Source organism: Massilia sp. W12 (assembly GCF_037300705.1).
Taxonomy (GTDB): domain Bacteria; phylum Pseudomonadota; class Gammaproteobacteria; order Burkholderiales; family Burkholderiaceae_D; genus JACPVY01.
On the sequence record NZ_CP147776.1, the window covers coordinates 5,601,212 to 5,620,497 of the forward strand.

General features: G+C 58.0%; 15 protein-coding genes and 1 tRNA gene. 9 read left to right on the forward strand and 7 right to left on the reverse strand.

The window, feature by feature from the left end; all coding sequences use genetic code 11:
- Window positions 1-287: 287 nt before the first annotated feature.
- On the reverse strand, window positions 288-1,562 hold the full coding sequence (locus V8J88_RS23035) for a hypothetical protein (RefSeq protein ID WP_338846613.1): 1,275 nt from the start codon (window positions 1,560-1,562) through the stop codon (window positions 288-290).
- 9 nt (window positions 1,563-1,571) lie between these two features.
- Window positions 1,572-2,693 (reverse strand): beta-ketoacyl-ACP synthase III, encoded by a 1,122-nt coding sequence (locus V8J88_RS23040; protein ID WP_338846614.1) that lies wholly within the window; start codon window positions 2,691-2,693, stop codon window positions 1,572-1,574.
- 127 nt (window positions 2,694-2,820) lie between these two features.
- Between V8J88_RS23040 and V8J88_RS23045 the strand changes: the two genes are divergently transcribed.
- Window positions 2,821-4,893, forward strand: coding sequence for a M13 family metallopeptidase (locus V8J88_RS23045; RefSeq protein ID WP_338846615.1), 2,073 nt, complete (start codon window positions 2,821-2,823; stop codon window positions 4,891-4,893).
- Window positions 4,894-5,032: 139 nt separating this feature from the next.
- On the opposite strand, the gene V8J88_RS23050 is transcribed toward V8J88_RS23045, so the two are convergent.
- Entirely contained in the window at window positions 5,033-5,842 is an 810-nt protein-coding gene (locus V8J88_RS23050; RefSeq protein WP_338846617.1) for a c-type cytochrome, read from the reverse strand.
- Window positions 5,843-6,051: 209 nt separating this feature from the next.
- Here V8J88_RS23050 and V8J88_RS23055 point away from each other — a divergent pair.
- A tRNA-Arg gene (locus tag V8J88_RS23055) sits at window positions 6,052-6,127 on the forward strand.
- 404 nt (window positions 6,128-6,531) lie between these two features.
- Here the strand turns inward: V8J88_RS23055 and V8J88_RS23060 are convergent.
- Window positions 6,532-6,942, reverse strand: coding sequence for a hypothetical protein (locus V8J88_RS23060; protein WP_338846619.1), 411 nt, complete (start codon window positions 6,940-6,942; stop codon window positions 6,532-6,534).
- 373 nt (window positions 6,943-7,315) lie between these two features.
- Window positions 7,316-8,338: an MBL fold metallo-hydrolase gene (locus tag V8J88_RS23065; RefSeq protein ID WP_338846620.1), complete on the reverse strand. Its 1,023-nt coding sequence runs from the start codon at window positions 8,336-8,338 to the stop codon at window positions 7,316-7,318.
- A gap of 294 nt (window positions 8,339-8,632) precedes the next feature.
- Here V8J88_RS23065 and V8J88_RS23070 point away from each other — a divergent pair, with 294 nt between their 5' ends.
- From V8J88_RS23070 to V8J88_RS23095, 6 genes are all read left to right on the forward strand, one after another.
- Complete coding sequence (locus V8J88_RS23070; RefSeq protein WP_338846621.1) at window positions 8,633-9,052, forward strand: MerR family DNA-binding transcriptional regulator; 420 nt, start codon at window positions 8,633-8,635, stop codon at window positions 9,050-9,052.
- Between the two features lie 95 nt (window positions 9,053-9,147).
- Window positions 9,148-10,332: an isovaleryl-CoA dehydrogenase gene (locus tag V8J88_RS23075; protein WP_338846624.1), complete on the forward strand. Its 1,185-nt coding sequence runs from the start codon at window positions 9,148-9,150 to the stop codon at window positions 10,330-10,332.
- A gap of 37 nt (window positions 10,333-10,369) precedes the next feature.
- A complete protein-coding gene (gene aceK / locus V8J88_RS23080) occupies window positions 10,370-12,205 on the forward strand; it encodes a bifunctional isocitrate dehydrogenase kinase/phosphatase (protein WP_338846627.1) in 1,836 nt (611 codons plus the stop codon).
- On the forward strand, window positions 12,202-13,398 hold the full coding sequence (locus V8J88_RS23085; RefSeq protein ID WP_338846628.1) for an acetyl-CoA C-acetyltransferase: 1,197 nt from the start codon (window positions 12,202-12,204) through the stop codon (window positions 13,396-13,398). Before aceK ends, V8J88_RS23085 begins: the two co-directional genes overlap by 4 nt.
- A gap of 45 nt (window positions 13,399-13,443) precedes the next feature.
- On the forward strand, window positions 13,444-14,118 hold the full coding sequence (locus V8J88_RS23090) for an SDR family oxidoreductase (RefSeq protein WP_338846629.1): 675 nt from the start codon (window positions 13,444-13,446) through the stop codon (window positions 14,116-14,118).
- A 16-nt stretch (window positions 14,119-14,134) separates the two neighbouring features.
- A complete protein-coding gene (locus V8J88_RS23095) occupies window positions 14,135-15,262 on the forward strand; it encodes an acyl-CoA dehydrogenase family protein (protein ID WP_338846630.1) in 1,128 nt (375 codons plus the stop codon).
- A gap of 66 nt (window positions 15,263-15,328) precedes the next feature.
- Here the strand turns inward: V8J88_RS23095 and V8J88_RS23100 are convergent, their stop codons facing one another.
- Window positions 15,329-15,712, reverse strand: coding sequence for a VOC family protein (locus V8J88_RS23100; protein WP_338846632.1), 384 nt, complete (start codon window positions 15,710-15,712; stop codon window positions 15,329-15,331).
- 416 nt (window positions 15,713-16,128) lie between these two features.
- Here V8J88_RS23100 and V8J88_RS23105 point away from each other — a divergent pair, with 416 nt between their 5' ends.
- Window positions 16,129-16,470, forward strand: coding sequence for a hypothetical protein (locus V8J88_RS23105; RefSeq protein ID WP_338846633.1), 342 nt, complete (start codon window positions 16,129-16,131; stop codon window positions 16,468-16,470).
- 6 nt (window positions 16,471-16,476) lie between these two features.
- Here the strand turns inward: V8J88_RS23105 and V8J88_RS23110 are convergent, their stop codons facing one another.
- Window positions 16,477-19,269 carry a heavy metal translocating P-type ATPase gene (locus V8J88_RS23110; RefSeq protein WP_338846634.1) on the reverse strand — a complete coding sequence of 931 codons (2,793 nt, stop codon included), beginning with the start codon at window positions 19,267-19,269 and terminating at the stop codon, window positions 16,477-16,479.
- Between the last annotated feature and the right edge of the window lie 17 nt (window positions 19,270-19,286).

The window sequence follows — 19,286 nt, forward strand, 5'->3', positions numbered from 1 at the left end:
GCTTAGCGCGCAGTGACCTCATTATAACCCCCGCCCACGGTCTGCCAGCTCCCTCGGTCAGTACTGCATGCGGCCCCGGATTGATAGAACAGGCGCACTGGTGTTAGCAGGCTCAGGTGTATGGATAGGACTAATGCGTGGCGCAGGGCAAGGTGACTTACGAAGCCGTGGCGCGCGATTTGGGTTATCAATATGTGAGCGCGGACAGCTTGTTGGGCTGATTGGAATTGGCTGGTGCTGTAAAAAACCGCTGTCTGAGGGCAGCGGTTTTTTTATGCTTGCGGGAATCAAACGCCTGCCAGACGGCTATGCAGAACCAGCACGAGTTGGCGCGCTTGTTGCGGATTGCGGCGCAGCAGCGGCAATCCAACGCCTTGCACGCTGCTGTTGAGGGTGGTTTGCTCCATCCAGGCCAGAATTTGCTGTGTCCCATGCGGCAAGGTGAAGCCGCTTTGTACTGCATTGCTTTGCAAACGCCAGACTGTGCTGCCGTTGCGGGTGCTGAATTCATGAGTGGGCGCGCTGTATTCAAATTGCAGTTGCAGGCGGCTTTCTGTGTGACTGATGAATTGCGCCTGCGCTTGCACGCTCCAGCCAGCGTGCAATGTTTGATGCACACCCGCTGCGCTATCGCTGATGGTGCTGAGTTGATCGCCAAAGTGGATGCGTGCGCTTTGCTGTGCTTGCAGGCGCACTTGGCTGCGTTGCAATAAGCGGCTGTGCTGCAGGCTTTGCAGGGCTTGCAAACTCAGTTCAGGGGTTTGCAAGCGCAGCGCGCCGCTGCGCCAGTTGGGTGCGCCGGGCGTAATTTGCAGGCTGTTGGAGGCTTGCAGCCCCAGCGCAAACATGTGCGCCGCGCTCACCTCGTACAGCGCTAATTCGAGTTCAATCACCGCATCCGCTTGCTCCAGCAGATTGACGATATGTTGCGCGCTCTCCAGCGTGTCCGGGCTGGCGCGCAGGCGTAGCAGGTTGCTGCGCGCATCAAATACCGGCGCACTGCCCGGCAACAGGGTGTGCAGATGTTTGACCAGCGCCGCACCATCGCTGTGATTCACACTAAAGCTGCGCAGCAACAGCGGGACATAGCGTTTGAGCGCATCTGCGCTGGCGGGATACAGCAGCATCTCATTGGCGCTGGCGGCATGTCCCTGCAGGCCGGCGCTTTGCAAGAGCGGGGCCAGGATTTGTTCGACTGTGCTGTCGCGCACTTGCAGATACATAGGTTGGCGCGGATTGACTTCGGGTGCGAGGTGAAACCGCAGGCCGCTGGCGCGGCTGATTTGATCAAGCACGGCGCGCAAGCTTTGCCCGTCCGCCTGCAAACTCAGGCGGCTTTGCAGGCGTTCAGGCTGCAGGCGCGGCAACCACGTGTCATCCGCTTCCTGCGGCAGCGCTGGCGTGTCTGCTTGCAGGATGTGCTGTTGCGCCGGCAGCAGCCGCGCAGCGGCTTGCAATTGCGCGCGCCCGTGTTCGATGCTGATCTGGCTGCGCAAGGCGACAGGCGCACTGGCGCAAGCGCACAGCACACAGAGCAGGGCGGCGCTGCCGGCTGTGCGCATGACGGTGACTTACACCTTTTGCACCACCACGCAACCAATCGAGTACCCGGCGCCGAAGGAGCAGATCACGCCGTATTGGCCGGGTTGCAAATCCTGCTGGTATTTATGGAAGGCGATGATGGAGCCGGCGGAGGAAGTGTTGGCGTATTCGTCCAGAATCACCGGCGCTTCTTCTGCATGCGCATCGCGCCCGAGCAGAGTGCGCGCGATCAGCAGATTCATATTCAGATTGGCTTGATGCAGCCAGAAGCGGGAAATTTGTTCGACTTGCAAACCACAGTTTTGCACGGTTTCGCGGATCATTTCCGCCGCCATCGGGCACACTTCTTTGAAGACTTTGCGGCCTTGCTGGTAAAACAGTTTGTCGGCTTTGCCGATGCCGCTTTCATCCAAGCGGTTCATGAAGCCGAAGTTATTGCGGATATTGTTGGAAAAGCGGGTTTTGGCGCTTGTGCCAAGGATGGCGAAGCGGCGTGCGCCTTGCGCCAGATCTTCCGCTTCCAGCACCACGGCGGTGCAGGCGTCGCCGAAAATGAAGTGGCTGTCGCGGTCGCGCCAGTTCAGGTGCGCGCTGGTGATTTCCGGGTTCACCATCAGCACTGCGCGCGCCTGGCCGCTGGCGATCATGCTGGTGGCGGTGTGGATGCCGAAGGTGGCGGAGGAGCAGGCCACATTCATATCGTAGCCAAATCCTGCAATCCCGAGCGCGTTTTGCACTTCGACGGCAATCGCCGGGTAAGCCCGCTGCATATTGCTGGCGGCCACCAGCACGACATCAATGTCCGCTGCGCTTTTGCCGGATCTTTCCAGCGCATCGCGCGCCGCCGCCACTGAAATTTCACACATCAGCGACATTTCCTCATCGCTGCGCTCAGGAATGCGCGGCGTCATGCGCTGCGGGTCGAGAATGCCGCTTTTTTCCATCACATAGCGGGCTTTGATGCCGGAGGCTTTTTCGATGAAGCTGGTAGAGGATTCTTCCAACGCTTTGAGTTCGCCGGCGGCAATGGCGACGGCGTTTTCGCGGTTCCAGGCATTCGCCCAGGTGTTAAAACAGGCGATCAGCTCTTCATTGCTGATCGAATTTGACGGGGTAAATAAGCCGGTGCCGCTGATGACTGCTTTTTTCATAAAATCTTTATCAGGTTGGAGAGGTTGGGAACCTGCAGACTTGAATCAAGTCTGAACTGGGCACAATTTTACACAATAGGCTAACCGGCCGGTTTGCTTTTTCCTTTTTCCACATGACGGGATGCATATGAAGAAACGAGTACTTGGCGCCTTGATTTGCGCACTTTTCGCTACCCATGGCGCGCACGCTGCTGATGCGGCGCAATCAAGCCAGGCGGCAGCAGAGGCGGCTGGCGTCACCCAGCGCACCGGGATTGAATTTCATCACATGGATAAATCCGTGCGCGCGCAGGATGATTTTTTCCGCCATCTGAATGGCGCTTGGCTGCGCCACACAGAGATTCCGGCGGATCGCTCCAGCTGGGGCTCTTTCAATAAGCTGGCCGATGATGTGCAAGGCCATTTGCAAACCATTGTCGAAGGTTTGCAAAAGCAAAAAGAGTATGCGCCGGGTTCAGATGGGCAAAAATTGCTGGATTTCTACCAGAGTTATATGCAAGAGGCGCAGATCGAGCAGGCTGGTTTGAAGCCGCTCAGTCCGGTTCTGGCGCAGATCGAGGCGGCCAAGGACAAACGCGCGCTGGCCGCCGTGCTGACCAATTTGCAGCGGCAGGGGCTGGCCACCCCTTTCACACTGAATATTGAGCAGGATTTGCGCAACTCCAGCCGCTATCTGCCAAATTTGAATCAAGCCCGCCTCTCGCTGCCGGAGCGCGAGTTTTATTTGAATCAGAAAGATGAAAACATGGCGCAGATCCGCGCCAAATATCTGAGCCATATTGAGCGCATGCTGACCCTGGCCGGCATTGATGACGCCGCAGCCAAGGCCGGCCGCATCCTGGCGCTGGAAACCGCGCTGGCGCAAGGGCATTGGAGCGCAGTCGCTTTGCGCGACCCGCAAACCCAATATAACAAAATGGATCTGGCCGGTTTGCGCAAACTGGTTCCGGAATTCGATTGGGAATATTTCTGGCAGGAAGCCGGTGTGCAGGCGCACAGCGCGGAATTGAATGTCGGCCAACCTTCTTTCATGCAGCATTTCGGCAAACTGTACGCCAGCCACAGCCTGCCGGATTGGAAATTATTATTGCAATGGCAAGCGCTCAGCAGCATGGCGCCGTATCTGCCGAAAGCCCTGGCGGATGAACATTTTGCCTTCCATTCCGGGGTGATCAGCGGAGTGACGCAGCAGTTGCCGCGTTGGAAGCGCGGTATGGCGTTGTTGAACCGCCATCTGGGCGAATTGCTCGGTAAACAATATGTGGCGCAATATTTCCCGCCGGAGAGCAAGCAGCGCGCGCAAAAAATGGTGGATAACTTTATGCGCGCCTTTGCTCAGGGCATTGACCAGCTGGATTGGATGAGCGAAGCCACACGCAAGGAAGCGCACACCAAGCTGTCGAAGATGAAAACCAAGATCGGCTATCCCGACAAATGGCGCGATTACGGCCCGCTGCAAGTGCGCGCCGGCGATCTGATCGGCAATTTGCAACGCAGTGCGGCATATCGCTACAACTATGATTTGCAGCGCCTGGGCAAGCCGATTGACCGTTCCGAGTGGTATATGCCGCCGCAAACGGTGAATGCGTATTTCAATCCGACCATGAATGAAATCGTGTTCCCTGCGGCGATTTTGCAGCCGCCGTTTTTCTACGCCAAGGCGGATGAGGCGGTGAATTATGGCGCGATTGGCGCGGTGATCGGGCATGAAATCAGCCACGCTTTTGATGATGAGGGCAGCAAGTTTGACGGCGATGGCAATTTGCGCAATTGGTTTTCCGAGCAGGATTTAAAACGCTTCCATGAACGCGCCAACCGTCTGGTGGCGCAGTATGAGGCGTTCAGCCCGATTCCAGGCTATCACGTGAATGGCAAGCTGACGCTGGGGGAAAATATCGCCGACAATTCCGGTTTGGCGGTGGCGTACAAAGCCTATCAGTTATCGCTTGGCGGCAAGCCGGCCCCGGTGATTGACGGCATGAGCGGCGAGCAACGTTTTTATCTCGGCTTTGGCCAGATCTGGCGCAGCAAGATGCGGGATAAGGCGATGATGGCGTATTTGAAAACCAATTCGCATGCGCCGGGGGAAATCCGGGCCAATGGCACGCTGCGCAATCAGCACGGTTTTTATCAAGCGTTTGGCGTCAAGGAGGGCGACAAGATGTATCTGGCGCCGGAACAGCGCGTCAGTATCTGGTAAAACCTTGCCGCCGCCGCATTCGGCTGGCGGCGGCAAGCGTGAAGCATTGTTGCAGGTGAAGTTGTGTATTTGCAACATTTAGCTTGCAGGCAATAAAAAACCCGCTGCATGCAGCGGGTTTTTTGCGTGCCCGGCGGGCTTATTTGACGGCTGCAGTCATGTAATCCACTGCCGCTTTGATTTCATCATCGCTGGCGCTGGAACCGCCTTTGGCCGGCATCATGCCTGCCTTGCCTTGGAAACCTTTGATAGCGTGTTCATACAGGGCCGGGTTGCCTTGCTTGATGCGATCAGTCCAGGCGGCTTTGTCGCCAAACTTCGGCGCGCCAGCCACGCCGGCGCCATGACAGGCGACGCAGGCGGCGTCATAGACCTTCTTGCCGGCGTCAGCACTGAGCGCGGCGGCAGAGGCGCTGCCGGCTGCTGCTGCTGCGGCGGGAGCGGCGGCTTCAGGTTCTTTGAATTTGGCGCCGGATTGGTTCGCCATGAAGACAATCGCGCGGCCGATTTCAACATCATCCAGATCCGCATTGCCGCCCTTGGCCGGCATGCCATTCAAACCGGCGATTGCGGTTTTCATCAACCCTTCATAACCTTTGGCGATCCGGGCCGACCAGGCTGCAGCATCGCCCACCTTGGGAGCGCCTGCCGCGCCGCTGCCGTGACAAGCCTGGCAGCTGGCTTTATAAACTTCTTCGCCGCTTTGCAATACTTTCGGGCCGCTTGCGCCAGCCAGTTTGAAGCCTTCGTCAGCCACCGGCTGGATGCGGGATTCGACTGCGCCCGGTTCCTGGCTGTTGCTGCCGGCGCCGGTAAGTTTGTCCGAGGTCACATATTGCACCAGCAGCATGATGCCCAGGATGGGAATTAAAAAGGCAAGAATCACTACCGTGATCAGTTGTTTGGGTGTCTTGATCGCTGATTCGTGCTCGTTGTGTGCTTCGCTCATGGTTTCCTCTGTACGGTTTTTTGAAGCCGGTCGGCGGGCTGCGCCCCGGGGCCGCGCGGCGCGCGTTGAATCAATCCCCTGCCAAACCCGCGATTATAGACGGAAAGCCCCCTGTTTGGAATCAAGATTGCTGTTGTTTTCATGGACGGGATGCATAAAATTCTGTATCCTTCGTGTCTCGCGCACTTTTACGCGCAAAAACGCACTATGCGGCTGTAGCTCAGTGGATAGAGTATTGGCCTCCGAAGCCAAGGGTCGTGGGTTCGATCCCCGCCAGCCGCGCCACTTTCCTGCCCTTGCTGTGTCTTTTTACGCCCATGACGGGCTGTCCCTGCTTTGAATTGATATCGCGTCGCCCGCCCGGCTTACTGCTGAACGGGGTTCCGCAAGCGCTTTGGCGCGCGCAATGCGTTGCGCGCGCGGGGTGTGAATGATGCAAAACTGATGATGCGGCCTGAAACGGCGGGAGGGTGATCTGCCGGCCAAGCCGGCAGATCGGGCAATGTTACCGCTGAGGAAGCTCGCAGGCTGGGGGATGACGGCCGTTATGGCCGGCCGGACCAAAGTGTCAACCTGCACGTCTGCCTGTACTGCTCACGGCGCTGATTATCCAACTTGTAGCGGCACAGTACCTGGCGTTACGGTGCTGCGGACAAGCTGCTCATGCCGTGCGGGCAGCAGGCAGCGCTTTATTTCTGGTGATTCAAACGCACCAGCATACGGATGAATTCACGCGCAATATTGCGGTGCTGTTCATCCAGACGTTGCAAGTCCGCCACCAATTTCACATCGGCGGATTCAAAACGCGCAGCCGGAGTTTGACCGGTTTCGCCATTGGCGCCGCCGAGTTCGCTGCCGCCGAAGCGCAGCCAGTCAGCCGGGACACCCAGCCATTGCGCCAGCGTGCGCAATTTTTCCTGGGTTGGAATCGCTTCGCCAACGATCCACTTGCGTGCTGCATGCACGGTGATCGGGCGGCCTTCAAAACGGATGTTGAATTCCCGTGCCAGCCGGGTCGGGCTGTCCGGGGAGTAATGGGCGTTTTTCAGCGCTTGTTGCAGGCGCTCGCTGAAGCTTTCACGTTCGGTATTTGAGTTCATTGCATCACTATTCACGTTATGTCAAAAATCCAGCCATCGCATGGCGGGAGCTTCCTGTGACAATTTCCATGGGAAAATGTAACAATTGCCGTCATGAAGATTATGCCAAAATTGACTCAAAGACAAGCAAAATTCAACAAATTTTCTTGCCCATTTAAGTCAGACATAATTTTACAGGTGCGGCATGAAACGGGGCCTGTTTCGGGATTAAACATCATGCCGGACTATGCATACTTTACTCTGAAGTGTCGCCATATGTCCGTCCCTTTTATACATCCAGGCGCGGTGCAGTGTTGCTGCATGGCAATACTTGACTCTTGCGCCATTGGCATATTTTCAGACCGAAGGAATGCAGCAAAGTTCCTCTGAAAAATTACAAGGCCTGATACCGGATTATAAGGTCAGACCCATGGGTTATGGCAAGCTTTGCGTCAACATTCAGTTTGTTCAGATGCGCAATTGCTTCACCATAAGCGAAAACCAGTTGATGCACATCAAGCGCGCGCTTAAACATCAGCGGCACAATTTCCGCTGCGCTGCAGGGTTTCTCGCGGCAAGCTTGCAGCACTTCTTCCAGGCGTGACTCATGGTGGGTATGCAGCTCTGCGATGCGCGCATGCAGACCACGGAAGGGGCTGCCGTGCGAAGGCAGCACCAGGGTGTCCGCCGGCAATTGCGCCAGGCATTGCAAACCGTCCAGGTACTGCTGCAAGGGATTGCCGTGCGGCTCCAGGGCAAACACCGAGACATTGGTGGAAATACGCGGCAACACCATATCGCCGGCAATCAGCACCCCCATTTCCGCCTGATACAGGCAAACATGTTCCGGCGAATGGCCGGCGCAGCAAATAATGCGCCAGTCGTTGCCGCCGATGCGCAGTATTTGCCCATGCATTAAGCGGCGGTAACTGTGCGGCAATGCCGGGACCAGCTTGGGGTAATGACTCTTGCGTTGCTGCATTTGCTGCGCCAGTTGCGGCGGCATGCCGTGGCGGATGAAATGGGCGATCAGATCTTCATTGCTGACGCCCGCCGCATCCAGCGACAGCAGGCGCGCATACGCATATTCGGCGGCGCTGGCATGCAGTGGAACCCCGGCTTGTGCGCACAGCCAGTGAGCCAGGCCGATGTGGTCGGGGTGGCTGTGTGTGGCCAGCACGCCGCACAAGCGATGTTGCTGCATGATGCGGCTCCAATGGGTGCGCGTGTCCGGGCTGTCGATGCCGCTGTCTATCGCCAGCCATGCATCGCCATCGGCCAACAGCCACAGATTGATGTGATCCAGCGCAAACGGCAGCGGCATGCGCAACCAGTGCAGTCCGGGACGAATTGGAAGCGTGTCTCCCGCTTCGGGCAGTTGGGCGCCAAACAGATATTCCGGCGCTGAATTGTGCATGCTGGTTTTCATTTTGGCCGGCTCGTCCTAAAATGCTGGATTGACGTTAACGTAAACGTAATAAGGCCATCCTGCAAGTTTGCGGGCCGGCCATTTGGATTGTATAGGGAATCCCGGATTCCTCAGTTAAGCGCTTTGTTACTTCGATAACCGAATGATTTTATTAAAATTTTCAGCAAATTACAGCTTCTCTCCTTGGCTGAGAGCGCTGCAGGCGCGATTACTTGTTTCCCGTCCAGCCAAGAGGGCGGAAAACGGTGTGCTCCCGCCTGCCCAACTGAGGAACCCAGGATAATGCCGACATACACAATCAGCGAATTGGCGCGCGAGTTTGACATCACCGCGCGCGCCATCCGCTTTTATGAAGATCAGGGTTTGCTCAGTCCCAGCCGGGAAGGCAATGGCGGGCGCAACCGGGTCTATAGCGCGCGCGACCGCACCCGCTTAAAACTGACTTTGCGCGGCAAACGCCTCGGCCTTACACTGGCGGAAATCAAGAGTCTGGTGGATATGTATGAATCGCCCAAGGACACTGAGGCGCAAATGCGCAGCTTTATGGCGGTGCTGGCGCGCCATAAGCAAAAATTGCAGCAGCAGCGCGCTGACATCGACAGCGCTTTGCAGGAAATCGATATCTATGAAACAGAAGGAAGACGGGTGCTGGCCAGCGGCGATTATGGCGCGGCGCCCGGTCTGTTGGAGAAGGCGGATTGACGTTTACGTAAACGTCAATTCATCGTATGATGGCAGCGCATACCGAGCCACACCAGTGGCGAAACACTTCATCTCTGAAAAACAGTGAGGACAGCATGTTGCATCTCCCCGGCTTGAATTTTGATCATGGCGAAGATATCGCCGCTTTGCGTGAAGCTGTGCAGCAATTTGCGGCAGCTGAAATTGCGCCGCGCGCAGCCGAAATCGACCGCAGCGACCAGTTTCCGATGGATTTGTGGCGCAAAATGGGCGAACTGGGCGTGCTGGGCATCACCGTCAGCGAGGAATACGGCGGCGCGAATATGGGCTATCTGGCGCACATCGTGGCGATGGAAGAAATCTCGCGCGCCTCGGCTTCGGTCGGCCTGTCCTATGGCGCGCATTCCAATCTGTGCGTCAATCAAATCAAGCGCAATGGTTCGGAAGAGCAAAAACGCAAATACCTGCCGAAACTGATTTCCGGCGAATACATCGGCGCGCTGGCGATGTCCGAGCCGAACGCCGGTTCCGACGTGGTCAGCATGAAACTGCGCGCGGATTTCAAAGGCGACCGCTGGGTTTTGAACGGCACAAAAATGTGGATCACCAACGGCCCGGATGCGGATGTGATGGTGGTGTATGCCAAAAATGATCTGGAAGCCGGCCCGCGCGGCATGACTGCGTTTTTGATCGAAAAAGGCTTTAAAGGCTTTTCCGTGGCGCAAAAGCTGGACAAACTGGGCATGCGCGGCTCGCACACCGGCGAACTGGTGTTTGAAGATTGCGAAGTGCCGGTGGAAAACGTGCTGGGCGGTTTGGGCCGTGGCGTGAATGTGTTGATGTCCGGTCTGGATTTTGAACGCGCAGTGTTGTCCGGCGGCCCGCTGGGCATTATGGCGGCCTGTATGGATGTGGTGGTGCCTTATGTGCACGAGCGCAAGCAATTCGGTCAGCCTATCGGCCAATTCCAATTGATGCAAGGCAAGCTGGCGGATATGTATTCGACCATGATGGCTTGCCGTGCTTATGTGTATGCGGTGGGGCAGGCCTGCGACCGCGCACAAACCCCGGAAGCGGTGCGCGCCTTGCGCAAAGACGCCGCCAGCGCGATTTTGTACGCAGCGGAAAAAGCCACCTGGATGGCGGGCGAAGCGCTGCAAGCCTTGGGCGGCAACGGCTATATCAATGAATACCCGACCGGCCGTCTGTGGCGCGACGCCAAGCTGTACGAAATCGGCGCCGGCACCAGCGAGATCCGTCGCATGCTGATCGGACGTGAATTGTTTGACGAAACCAAATAAAGGGGTGCATGCTGTCGGCTGCACAACAGGAGGGGGTATGACACAGGTTGCATTTCCCAAGCTGCTGCGCTCGCAGATAGCATTCGATATCGCGCGCACCATTTTGGATGGCTTTGACAAGCACTATCGCGTGTTCCGTCATGCCTGCCGCGACGCCAAACGGTTTTTTGAGACGGCGGCCTGGGCGCAAGCCCAAGCCGCCGCGCGCGAGCGCATCGGCTTTTATGACAAGCGCGTGGCCGAATGTGTGGCCGCGCTGGAAGAGGAATACGAGCCGCAGGAATTGACCGATGAGGTGTGGAAAGAGCTGAAGCTGCACTACATCGGCATGCTGACCGATCATAAGCAACCGGAATTGGCGGAAACCTTTTTCAATTCGGTTTGCTGCAAGGTCTTGCACCGCGAGTATTACCACAATGATTTCATCTTTGTGCGCCCGGCGGTCTCGACCGAATACATCGAAAACGCGGAGCCGACGCCCACTTTCCGCGTGTACTACCCGAATCAGGATGGTTTGCGTTTTTCTTTAAAGCGCATCGTCACCAATTTCCAGCTGGAACGCCCGTTTGCCGATCTGGAGCGCGATATCCGCCATGTGGCGGCGCGCATGGGGCAGCTGTTTGGCGGCAACAAGGTCGAGGCGAATCATCAGATTCAAGTGCTGACCAGCCTGTTTTACCGCAACAAAGGCGCCTACATCGTCGGCAAAGGCATCAATGGGAATAATGAATACCCCTTTGTGGTGCCGATTTTGCATGATAAGCAGGGGAAGCTCTATCTGGACACGGTGATTTTCGCGCCGGAGCAGATTGCCGTGCTGTTTTCCTTCACCCGCGCTTACTTCCTGGTGGATATGGAGGTGCCGTCGGCCTATGTGCAGTTTTTGCGCAGCCTGTTGCCGAACAAGCCGCGCAGTGAGATTTACACCATTCTCGGCTTGCAAAAGCAGGGTAAGACACTGTTTTACCGCGATTATTTACACCACCTGCGCCATTCATCCGACTGTTTCCAGATTTCTCCCGGCATCAAGGGCCTGGTGATGCTGGTGTTCGATTTGCCATCCTTTCCCTATGTGTTCAAGGTGATCAAGGATGTGATTCCACCGCCCAAGGAAACCTCGCGCGAGCTGATCAAGGAAAAGTATCAGCTGGTGAAAAATCATGATCGCGTCGGGCGCATGGCCGACACGCTGGAATATTCGCAAGTGGCGTTTCCGCGCGAGCGCTTTTCCGATGAATTGCTGCAGGAAATCCGCAGTTTTGCGCCTTCGCTGCTGGAAGAGGGACGTGACAGCATTGTGCTGCGGCATTTGTATATTGAACGGCGCATGGTTCCGCTGAATATCTGGCTTTCAAACGCCGAGCAAAGCGGCCAGCATGCCCTGGTGGAGCATGGCGTGCGCGAATACGGGAATGCGATTCGCGAGCTGGTGGCGGCGAATATTTTCCCCGGCGATATGCTGTATAAAAACTTCGGCGTGACGCGTAACAATCGCGTGGTGTTCTATGACTACGATGAAATCGAATACCTCACCGATTGCAATTTCCGCAAAATTCCCGAGCCGCGCAATGAAGAGGAAGAGATGGCGGCGGAACCCTGGTACGCAATCGCCAAAAACGATGTCTTCCCGGAATCTTTCGCCACCTTTTTGCTGGGCAATCCGAATATCCGCAAATACTTTTTGCAACATCATGCAGCGCTGCTGGAGGCCTCTTTCTGGCAGCAAAAGAAAGCCAACATCCTGGCGGGACAGGTGGAAGATGTGTTTCCCTACCCGCAGGAAATCCGTTTCTGCAACCTGTACCCGGACGGCGGCAACCCCCCCGCCGCCGAACCCACGATCAACCCGGTAACTTTAGGAGAATCCAAATGAATGATCCAGTCGTCATTGTCGGCGCAGCGCGCACCCCGATGGGCGCTTTCCAGGGCGATTTCGCCAGTCTGAATGCGAGCGACCTGGGCGGCGTGGCGATCAAGGCAGCAATTGAACGCGCCGGCCTTGATCCCAAGCTGGTCGAACATGTGTATTTCGGCAACTGCCTGATGGCGGGCCAGGGCCAGGCCCCGGCGCGCCAGGCTTTGCTCAAAGCCGGCCTGCCGATGTCCACCGGCGCGGTGACGCTGTCGAAAATGTGCGGCTCGGCGATGCAAGCTGCGATTTATGCGTATGACGCCTTGATGGCCGGCAGCGCGGAAATCATCGTCGCCGGCGGCATGGAATCGATGACCAATGCGCCGTATCTGATTCCGAAGGCGCGCGGCGGTTATCGCATCGGCCATGGCATGATGTTTGACCACATGATGTATGACGGTCTGGAAGACGCTTACAGCCGCGAACCGAACGGCGGCGGGCGTTCCATGGGCACCTTTGGCGAAGATTGCGCCGCCAAATACGGCTTCACCCGCACCGAGCAGGATGCGTTTGCGATGGAATCGGTGAAACGCGCCCAGACGGCCACGAATGGCGGCCAGTTCCAATGGGAAATCGCGCCGGTCACCGTATCCGGCCGTGGCGGCGACACCGTGATCGACAAAGACGAAGGCCCGCTCAAAGCGCGTCTGGACAAAATTCCTTCGCTCAAATCCGCCTTCAAGAAAGACGGCACGATTACCGCCGCCTCCTCTTCTTCCATCAATGACGGCGCGGCTGCGCTGGTGATGATGCGCGAATCGAGCGCCAAAAAACTCGGCTTGCAACCGATTGCCCGCGTGCTGGGGCACGCCACCCACGCCCAGGAGCCGGGCTGGTTCACCACCGCGCCGATCGGCTCGATTGAAAAGCTGTACAAAAAAGTGGGCTGGAGCACCGCTGACGTGGATTTGTTTGAAATCAATGAAGCGTTTGCCGTGGTGCCGATGGCGGCCATGAAAGATTTGGCGATTCCGCATGAAAAAGTGAATGTGCATGGCGGCGCCTGCGCGCTCGGCCACCCGATCGGCGCTTCCGGCGCGCGCATCATGGTGACCCTGCTGGGTGCGCTCAAGCAACGCGGCGGCAAACGCGGCGTGGCCTCCCTGTGCATCGGCGGCGGCGAAGCCACTGCTATCGCACTGGAACTCTGCTGATCAATCCGGCGCGCCGCTCCCGGCGCGCATTCTTGAGGAGAGCATATGTCAACCGCATTGATCATCGGCGCTTCACGCGGCATCGGGCGCGAATTGGCGCGCCAATATCTGGACAAGGGCTGGCGCGTGCTGGCCACCGCGCGTAAAGAAGAAGATTTGGCCGCTTTGCGCGAGCTTGGCGCGCAGGCGTTGTCGCTGGATGTGAGCAACGCAGAATCCTGCGCCGCGCTGGCCTGGCGCCTGGATGGCGAAAGATTGGACGTGGCGATTTTGAACGCTGGCGTGGCCGGCCCCTATAGCAATGATCTGCAAACCCCGGATCAAAGCCAGTTTGACCAGGTGATGCACACCAATGTGCTGGCGGCGATGCGTTTGCTGCCGCTGCTGGCGCCGATGGTGGGCGAGGCAAAAGGCCGCTTGGTGGCGATCTCCTCAATCATGGCTTCGCTGGCTGCGCGTGACAGCAATATGATGTGGCTGTATCGCGCCAGCAAAGCGGCGCTGAATTCTGTGCTGGTGGATGTGGCGCGCGCCTATCCTGAGCACAAAGCGCTGTGCATCAGCATGCACCCGGGCTGGGTGAAAACCGATATGGGCGGGCCGGATGCGCATCTGGATGTGGCAACCAGTGTGCGCGGCATCATCGACACGCTGGCCAACACCACTGAGCAAGACAATGGCGCGTTTCTGGCCTGGGATGGCGCGCGCCTGCCCTGGTAAGGCGAGAAGGAAAATCATGATATTGACTGAAGAACAACAAATGATCCGCGACGCCTTGCGCAGTTTTGCGCAAGAGCGTCTGGCCCCGCAAGCGGCGCGCTGGGACAAGGAACACCATTTCCCGGCGGCGGAATTGAAAGAACTGGCTGCGCTGGGTGCGTATGGCGTGGCGGTGCCGGAAGAATACGGCGGCGCTGGCCTGGATTATGTGTCACTCTCGCTGGTGCTGGAAGAAATCGCCGCCGGCGATGGCGGCACGTCCACCGTGATCTCGGTGAATAACTGCCCGGTGTGCTCAATTGCCATGATGTATGCGAATGAGCAGCAAAAGCAGCAATGGCTGACGCCGCTGGCCAAGGGCGAGATGCTGGGCGCATTTTGCCTGACCGAGCCGCACACCGGCAGCGACGCCGCCGCGCTGCGCACGACTGCCGTGCGCGATGGCGACGAGTGGGTGTTGAACGGCGTCAAGCAATTCATCACCAGCGGCAAACATGCCGATGTGGCGATTGTGATGGCGGTGACAGACAAAGAAGCGGGCAAAAAAGGCATCAGCGCATTTTGGGTATCAACCAAGACGCCGGGCTATATCGTGGCGCGGCTGGAAGAAAAAATGGGCCAGCATTCTTCCGACACGGCGCAAATCCTGTTGGAAAACTGCCGCATTCCGGCCGCCAATCTGATCGGCGCCGAGGGCATGGGCTACAAGATTGCGCTCTCCGGGCTGGAAGGCGGGCGCATCGGCATCGCTTCGCAATCGGTCGGCATGGCGCGCGCCGCTTACGAAGCCGCCTTGCTGTATGCGCGCGAACGGGAAACCTTTGGCAAGCCGATTTTTGAACACCAGGCGGTGCAATTCAAGCTGGCCGATATGGCCACGCAAATCGAAGCGGCGCGCCATTTGATTCACCACGCGGCGGCAATGAAAGACGCCGGCCTGCCCTGTCTGAAAGAAGCGGCCATGGCCAAATTGTTCGCTTCAGAAATGGCGGAACGGGTGTGTTCGGATGCGATTCAAATCCACGGCGGATATGGCTATGTCAGCGATTTCCCGGTGGAGCGCATCTACCGCGATGTGCGCGTCTGCCAAATCTATGAAGGCAGCAGCGATATTCAAAAGATTTTGATTGCGCGCGGCCTGTGATGCGATGCGGGCGGTTTGCGCCGCCCGCGTTTTCAACTCAGTCAGCCCTGCCAACTCTGCACAGGCTCACTTGCCGGCTGGCGGCTGCCACAATTCGACTTTATTGCCCTCGGGATCGGTGACCCAGCCGAATTTGCCATATTCCGAATCTTCCACCTTCTCATCCACCGCACAATCGGCGGCGCGCAACTGCGCCAGCATCGCATCCAGATCCGCGACCCGGAAATTGATCATGAATTGCTTATCTTGCGGATAGTAATTGCTGTCGGCGGCAAACGGACTCCAGATGGTTGTGCCCGCGCCTTGCGGATTGGCCGGGGTCTGCCATTCAAATGCCGCCCCGCCCCAGGGTTCCAGCGGCACGCCTAAATGCTGTTGATACCATTGCCCCAATGCCTGCGGGTCACGCGCGCGGAAAAAAATACCGCCGATTCCTGTCACAGCTTGCATGCTTTTCCCTTTCTTTGAATTTGCCTGAGCCGGATCTGGCCGGGGTGCGCTTCATCATGCCTGAATGCCGGCGGCGTGGCATTGTAACCACAAGCATTTGTCCGTGTTTTTCTGACCAAGTGTTGTTTATCCGCGAAGACAATGTTCCGAAAATGCAACATTGTAGAAATTGTTCAAATTGCAGCAAAGTAAAGCTGTTAAAGGCTGGTAAATTGCTGATTGCTTCAACGGCAACCGCGAGGCAGCCAGAGATTGATGTATTGCAGATGTTGCATAAAATCCAAGGAAGAGGCCATGCGTATCCGATACGCGCGCCATCTTTCCGAGAACATGAGAGCCGCTTGACCGAGGAGTGAGACACCATGAGTCTGAAGCAGAGAAGAGAGGAAATGCGGGCAGCGATGGAACGTGCGCGAATGGCTGAGCCACCCACTTTCATACCGCATAAATTGCTCGATACCCTGATTGAGGAAATGGGTTTGCGCAACGACGCCGAATTAAGCCGCGCGCTGGGCGTGCCGCCGCCGGTAATCAGTCAAATCCGCCATCGCAAATTGGGCGTCGGCGCCACCATGCTGCTGCGCATGCATGAAGAATCGAATGTCAGCATCGCCATTCTGAAAGATTTATTGAAAGCCTCGGAAAAACTGGAAGCGCCGATTCCGCGCCGGCCGCAAAACCGTAAAGGACACGAAGAAGATGACACGCCGCCTCCCGCCGTGAATGGCGCAGCGGAAGGCCAGCGCGACAGCCTGTAAGCAGGCTTACAACTTCAAGCGCGACAAGCGCAATGCATTCATCAACACCGACAAGCTGCTTGCGCTCATTGCTGCCGAAGCCAGCATGGGCGAAAGCAGCCAGCCGGTAAAGGGATATAACAAGCCGGCGGCCAGCAGCACGCCCAACAGGTTATAGCCAAACGCAAACGCCAGATTTTGCCGGATGTTTTCCCGCATCGCAGCCGCCAGCGCGCGCGCCTGCAGCAAACCATGCAAATCGCCCCGCATTAAAACCATCTGCGCGCTGTGCAAAGCCAGCGCATTGCCTTGCGCCCCGCTGCCCAGCGGCATCCCCAGCGCGATACCCAGATCTGCGCGCGCCAAGGCCGGCGCATCATTTACCCCATCCCCGGCCATCGCCACACAATGCCCTTGCTGCTGTAATTTCTCAATCAGCGCCAATTTATCTTGCGGCAGCATGCCGCCGTGTGCTTCATCAATCCCGAGCTGTTGCGCCACCCGCTGCGCATGATGCGGCTGGTCGCCGCTGGCCAAGACAATCCGCAAGCCTTGCGCGCGCAAAGCGTCCAGACTGGCTTTGGCATTCGCCTTGAGCGCATCGGCCAGGCCGAACACCGCGCGCACACGTCCTTCCGCCGCCAGCAAGATCAGGCTGCAACCCTCATCCTGCCAGGCCGCGCATTGCGGCGGTAAGGCCGCTTGCACCCCATGTTGCTGCAATAAAGCCGCATTCCCCAGCAACCAATCGCGACCGTTGCAATGCCCGCCTATGCCCATGCCCGGATAGTGTTGAAAGGCGCTGACCGGCAAGTTTTGCAAACCCTGCTCGCGCATCGCTTGCAACAAAGCATGCGCCAGCGGATGTTCCGACCAGCCTTCCAGACTGGCGGCGATTTGCAACATCTGCGCGCTGTCCTCATCCGCATCCTGCCAGCGCTGGCGCAAGCTGGGGCGGCCTTCGGTCAGCGTGCCGGTTTTATCCAGCACCAGGGTATCGGCGCGCAACAGCGTATCCAGGCTGGCGGCCTGTTTCAGCAAAATGCCGGCGCGCGCAGCGCGTCCGATGCCGACCGTCACTGCCACCGGCGTGGCCAAACCCAGGGCGCAGGGACAGGCGATGATCAAGACGGAAATTGCGCTCAATAAAGCATGCGCATAAGCCGGGGCCGGGCCGAACAGCAGCCAAAGCACAGCGGATAAGATCGCCGTCGCCACCACCACAGGCACAAAACAGGCCGCGATTTTATCCACCAATTGCTGCACCGGCAGGCGCGAACGGCTGGCTTGATTCACCAGCGCAATAATGCCGGCCAGCACGGTTTGCGCACCGCTGTGCTGCACCTGCATCAGAAAACTGCCTTGCAGATTAATGCTGCCCGCCAGCACCTTGCCGCCCTGCTCGCGCGCCAGCGGAATCGCTTCCCCGGTCAGCATCGACTCATCCAACAAGCCTGCGCCCTGCATGATCACGCCGTCCGCCGCCAGACGCGCGCCGGGTTTGACGCGCAGTTGATCGCCGCTCTTGAGCTGCGCCAGCGGAACCTCTTCTTCCACGCCATCCGCGCGCACCCGGATCGCCTGCGCCGGCGCGGCTTGCATCAAGCTGTGCAAGGCATGCTGGGTTTTTTTATGCGCCCGCATTTCCAGGGTTTGCCCCAGCAACACCAGCGTGATGATGGTGGCGGCGGCTTCAAAATACAGGGGAACCATGCCATGTTGCATAAACGCAGCGGGAATCGCCTGCGGCGCCAGCAGTGCGAACAGGCTGAAGCCTAAGGCCGCCCATACCCCCAAACCGATCAGGCTGAACATATTCAATTGCATACTGCGCCAGGAACGCCAGGCGCGCTGCTGCAAAGGCGCGCCGGCCCACAGCGCCACCGGCAAGGTCAGGAGCGCTTGCAGCCAGCCAAAACCGGCCCCCAGGCTTTGCCGCAAACTGTGATGCAGGGCTGGCCAGAGATCGCTCATGGCCAACAGCATCAAGGGCAAGGTGAAGGCCGCCGCCCACAAGGTGCGGCTTTGCATATCGCGCAAAGCGCTGTCATCGCTGCTGGGCTGCATCGGCTCTAAAGCCATACCGCATTTGGCGCAATCGCCCGGCCCGATTTGCTCCATACCCTCGCACATCGGGCAGTAATACATGGCGTCAGGATCTTGCGCCTGTTGTTTGTGCGCGCCGCTCAGATAGTGCGCCGGATCAGCCTCGAATTTATGCAAACACACTTCCGCGCAAAAGAAATATTCCTGACCCTGATGCCGGGTATGCCAAGGCGCATCAGCCTCAACCTTCATACCGCACACCGGATCGCGCAAGCCGGATGCCGCCGCTTCAGGGTGTGCGCCCGCACAACATGAGGAGGCTTTCGGCGCCGGGGCCGGACTGCAGCAACTTTCCGCCTTCGCCGCCGCCGGGGCAGGGCTGCAGCAGCTTTCCGCCTTCACCACAGCCGGGGCAGGGCTGCAGCAGCTTTCCGCCTTCACCGCCGCCGGGGCCGGGCTGCAACAGCTTTCCGTCTTCAGCGCCGCCGCTGGACTGTCCGGGGCGGCAACCGCAAGCGCATCGCCGCAGCAAGACGCATCCGGCCCCTGCTGCAAATATTTCTGTGGATCAGCGCTGAATTTTTGCAAACAGCCATCACAGCAAAAATAAAAATTTCTTTCCTGCCAGGTAAAGCGGCGCGTGGTGTTTGGCGCCACTTGCATACCGCAAACCGGATCAATTTCGGATGGCGCCACCGTTTCTTGATGAATCTTGATGCCAAGCGGCTTGCCACGCGGGGGCGTGCGCGCTGGGATCGGCTGGTTCTGTTTCATTTGCCTTCCTTTCATGG

What these genes read in the sequence shown, in the direction of transcription:
- V8J88_RS23060 (WP_338846619.1), bottom strand. Translation starts at nt 6,942, where the DNA reads ATGAACTCAAATACCGAACGTGAAAGCTTCAGCGAGCGCCTGCAACAA.
- V8J88_RS23075 (WP_338846624.1), top strand. Translation starts at nt 9,148, where the DNA reads ATGTTGCATCTCCCCGGCTTGAATTTTGATCATGGCGAAGATATCGCC.
- aceK (WP_338846627.1), top strand. Translation starts at nt 10,370, where the DNA reads ATGACACAGGTTGCATTTCCCAAGCTGCTGCGCTCGCAGATAGCATTC.
- V8J88_RS23110 (WP_338846634.1), bottom strand. Translation starts at nt 19,269, where the DNA reads ATGAAACAGAACCAGCCGATCCCAGCGCGCACGCCCCCGCGTGGCAAG.
- V8J88_RS23100 (WP_338846632.1), bottom strand. Translation starts at nt 15,712, where the DNA reads ATGCAAGCTGTGACAGGAATCGGCGGTATTTTTTTCCGCGCGCGTGAC.
- V8J88_RS23050 (WP_338846617.1), bottom strand. Translation starts at nt 5,842, where the DNA reads ATGAGCGAAGCACACAACGAGCACGAATCAGCGATCAAGACACCCAAA.
- V8J88_RS23090 (WP_338846629.1), top strand. Translation starts at nt 13,444, where the DNA reads ATGTCAACCGCATTGATCATCGGCGCTTCACGCGGCATCGGGCGCGAA.
- V8J88_RS23065 (WP_338846620.1), bottom strand. Translation starts at nt 8,338, where the DNA reads ATGCACAATTCAGCGCCGGAATATCTGTTTGGCGCCCAACTGCCCGAA.
- V8J88_RS23045 (WP_338846615.1), top strand. Translation starts at nt 2,821, where the DNA reads ATGAAGAAACGAGTACTTGGCGCCTTGATTTGCGCACTTTTCGCTACC.
- V8J88_RS23085 (WP_338846628.1), top strand. Translation starts at nt 12,202, where the DNA reads ATGAATGATCCAGTCGTCATTGTCGGCGCAGCGCGCACCCCGATGGGC.
- V8J88_RS23040 (WP_338846614.1), bottom strand. Translation starts at nt 2,693, where the DNA reads ATGAAAAAAGCAGTCATCAGCGGCACCGGCTTATTTACCCCGTCAAAT.
- V8J88_RS23095 (WP_338846630.1), top strand. Translation starts at nt 14,135, where the DNA reads ATGATATTGACTGAAGAACAACAAATGATCCGCGACGCCTTGCGCAGT.
- V8J88_RS23105 (WP_338846633.1), top strand. Translation starts at nt 16,129, where the DNA reads ATGGCTGAGCCACCCACTTTCATACCGCATAAATTGCTCGATACCCTG.
- V8J88_RS23070 (WP_338846621.1), top strand. Translation starts at nt 8,633, where the DNA reads ATGCCGACATACACAATCAGCGAATTGGCGCGCGAGTTTGACATCACC.
- V8J88_RS23035 (WP_338846613.1), bottom strand. Translation starts at nt 1,562, where the DNA reads ATGCGCACAGCCGGCAGCGCCGCCCTGCTCTGTGTGCTGTGCGCTTGC.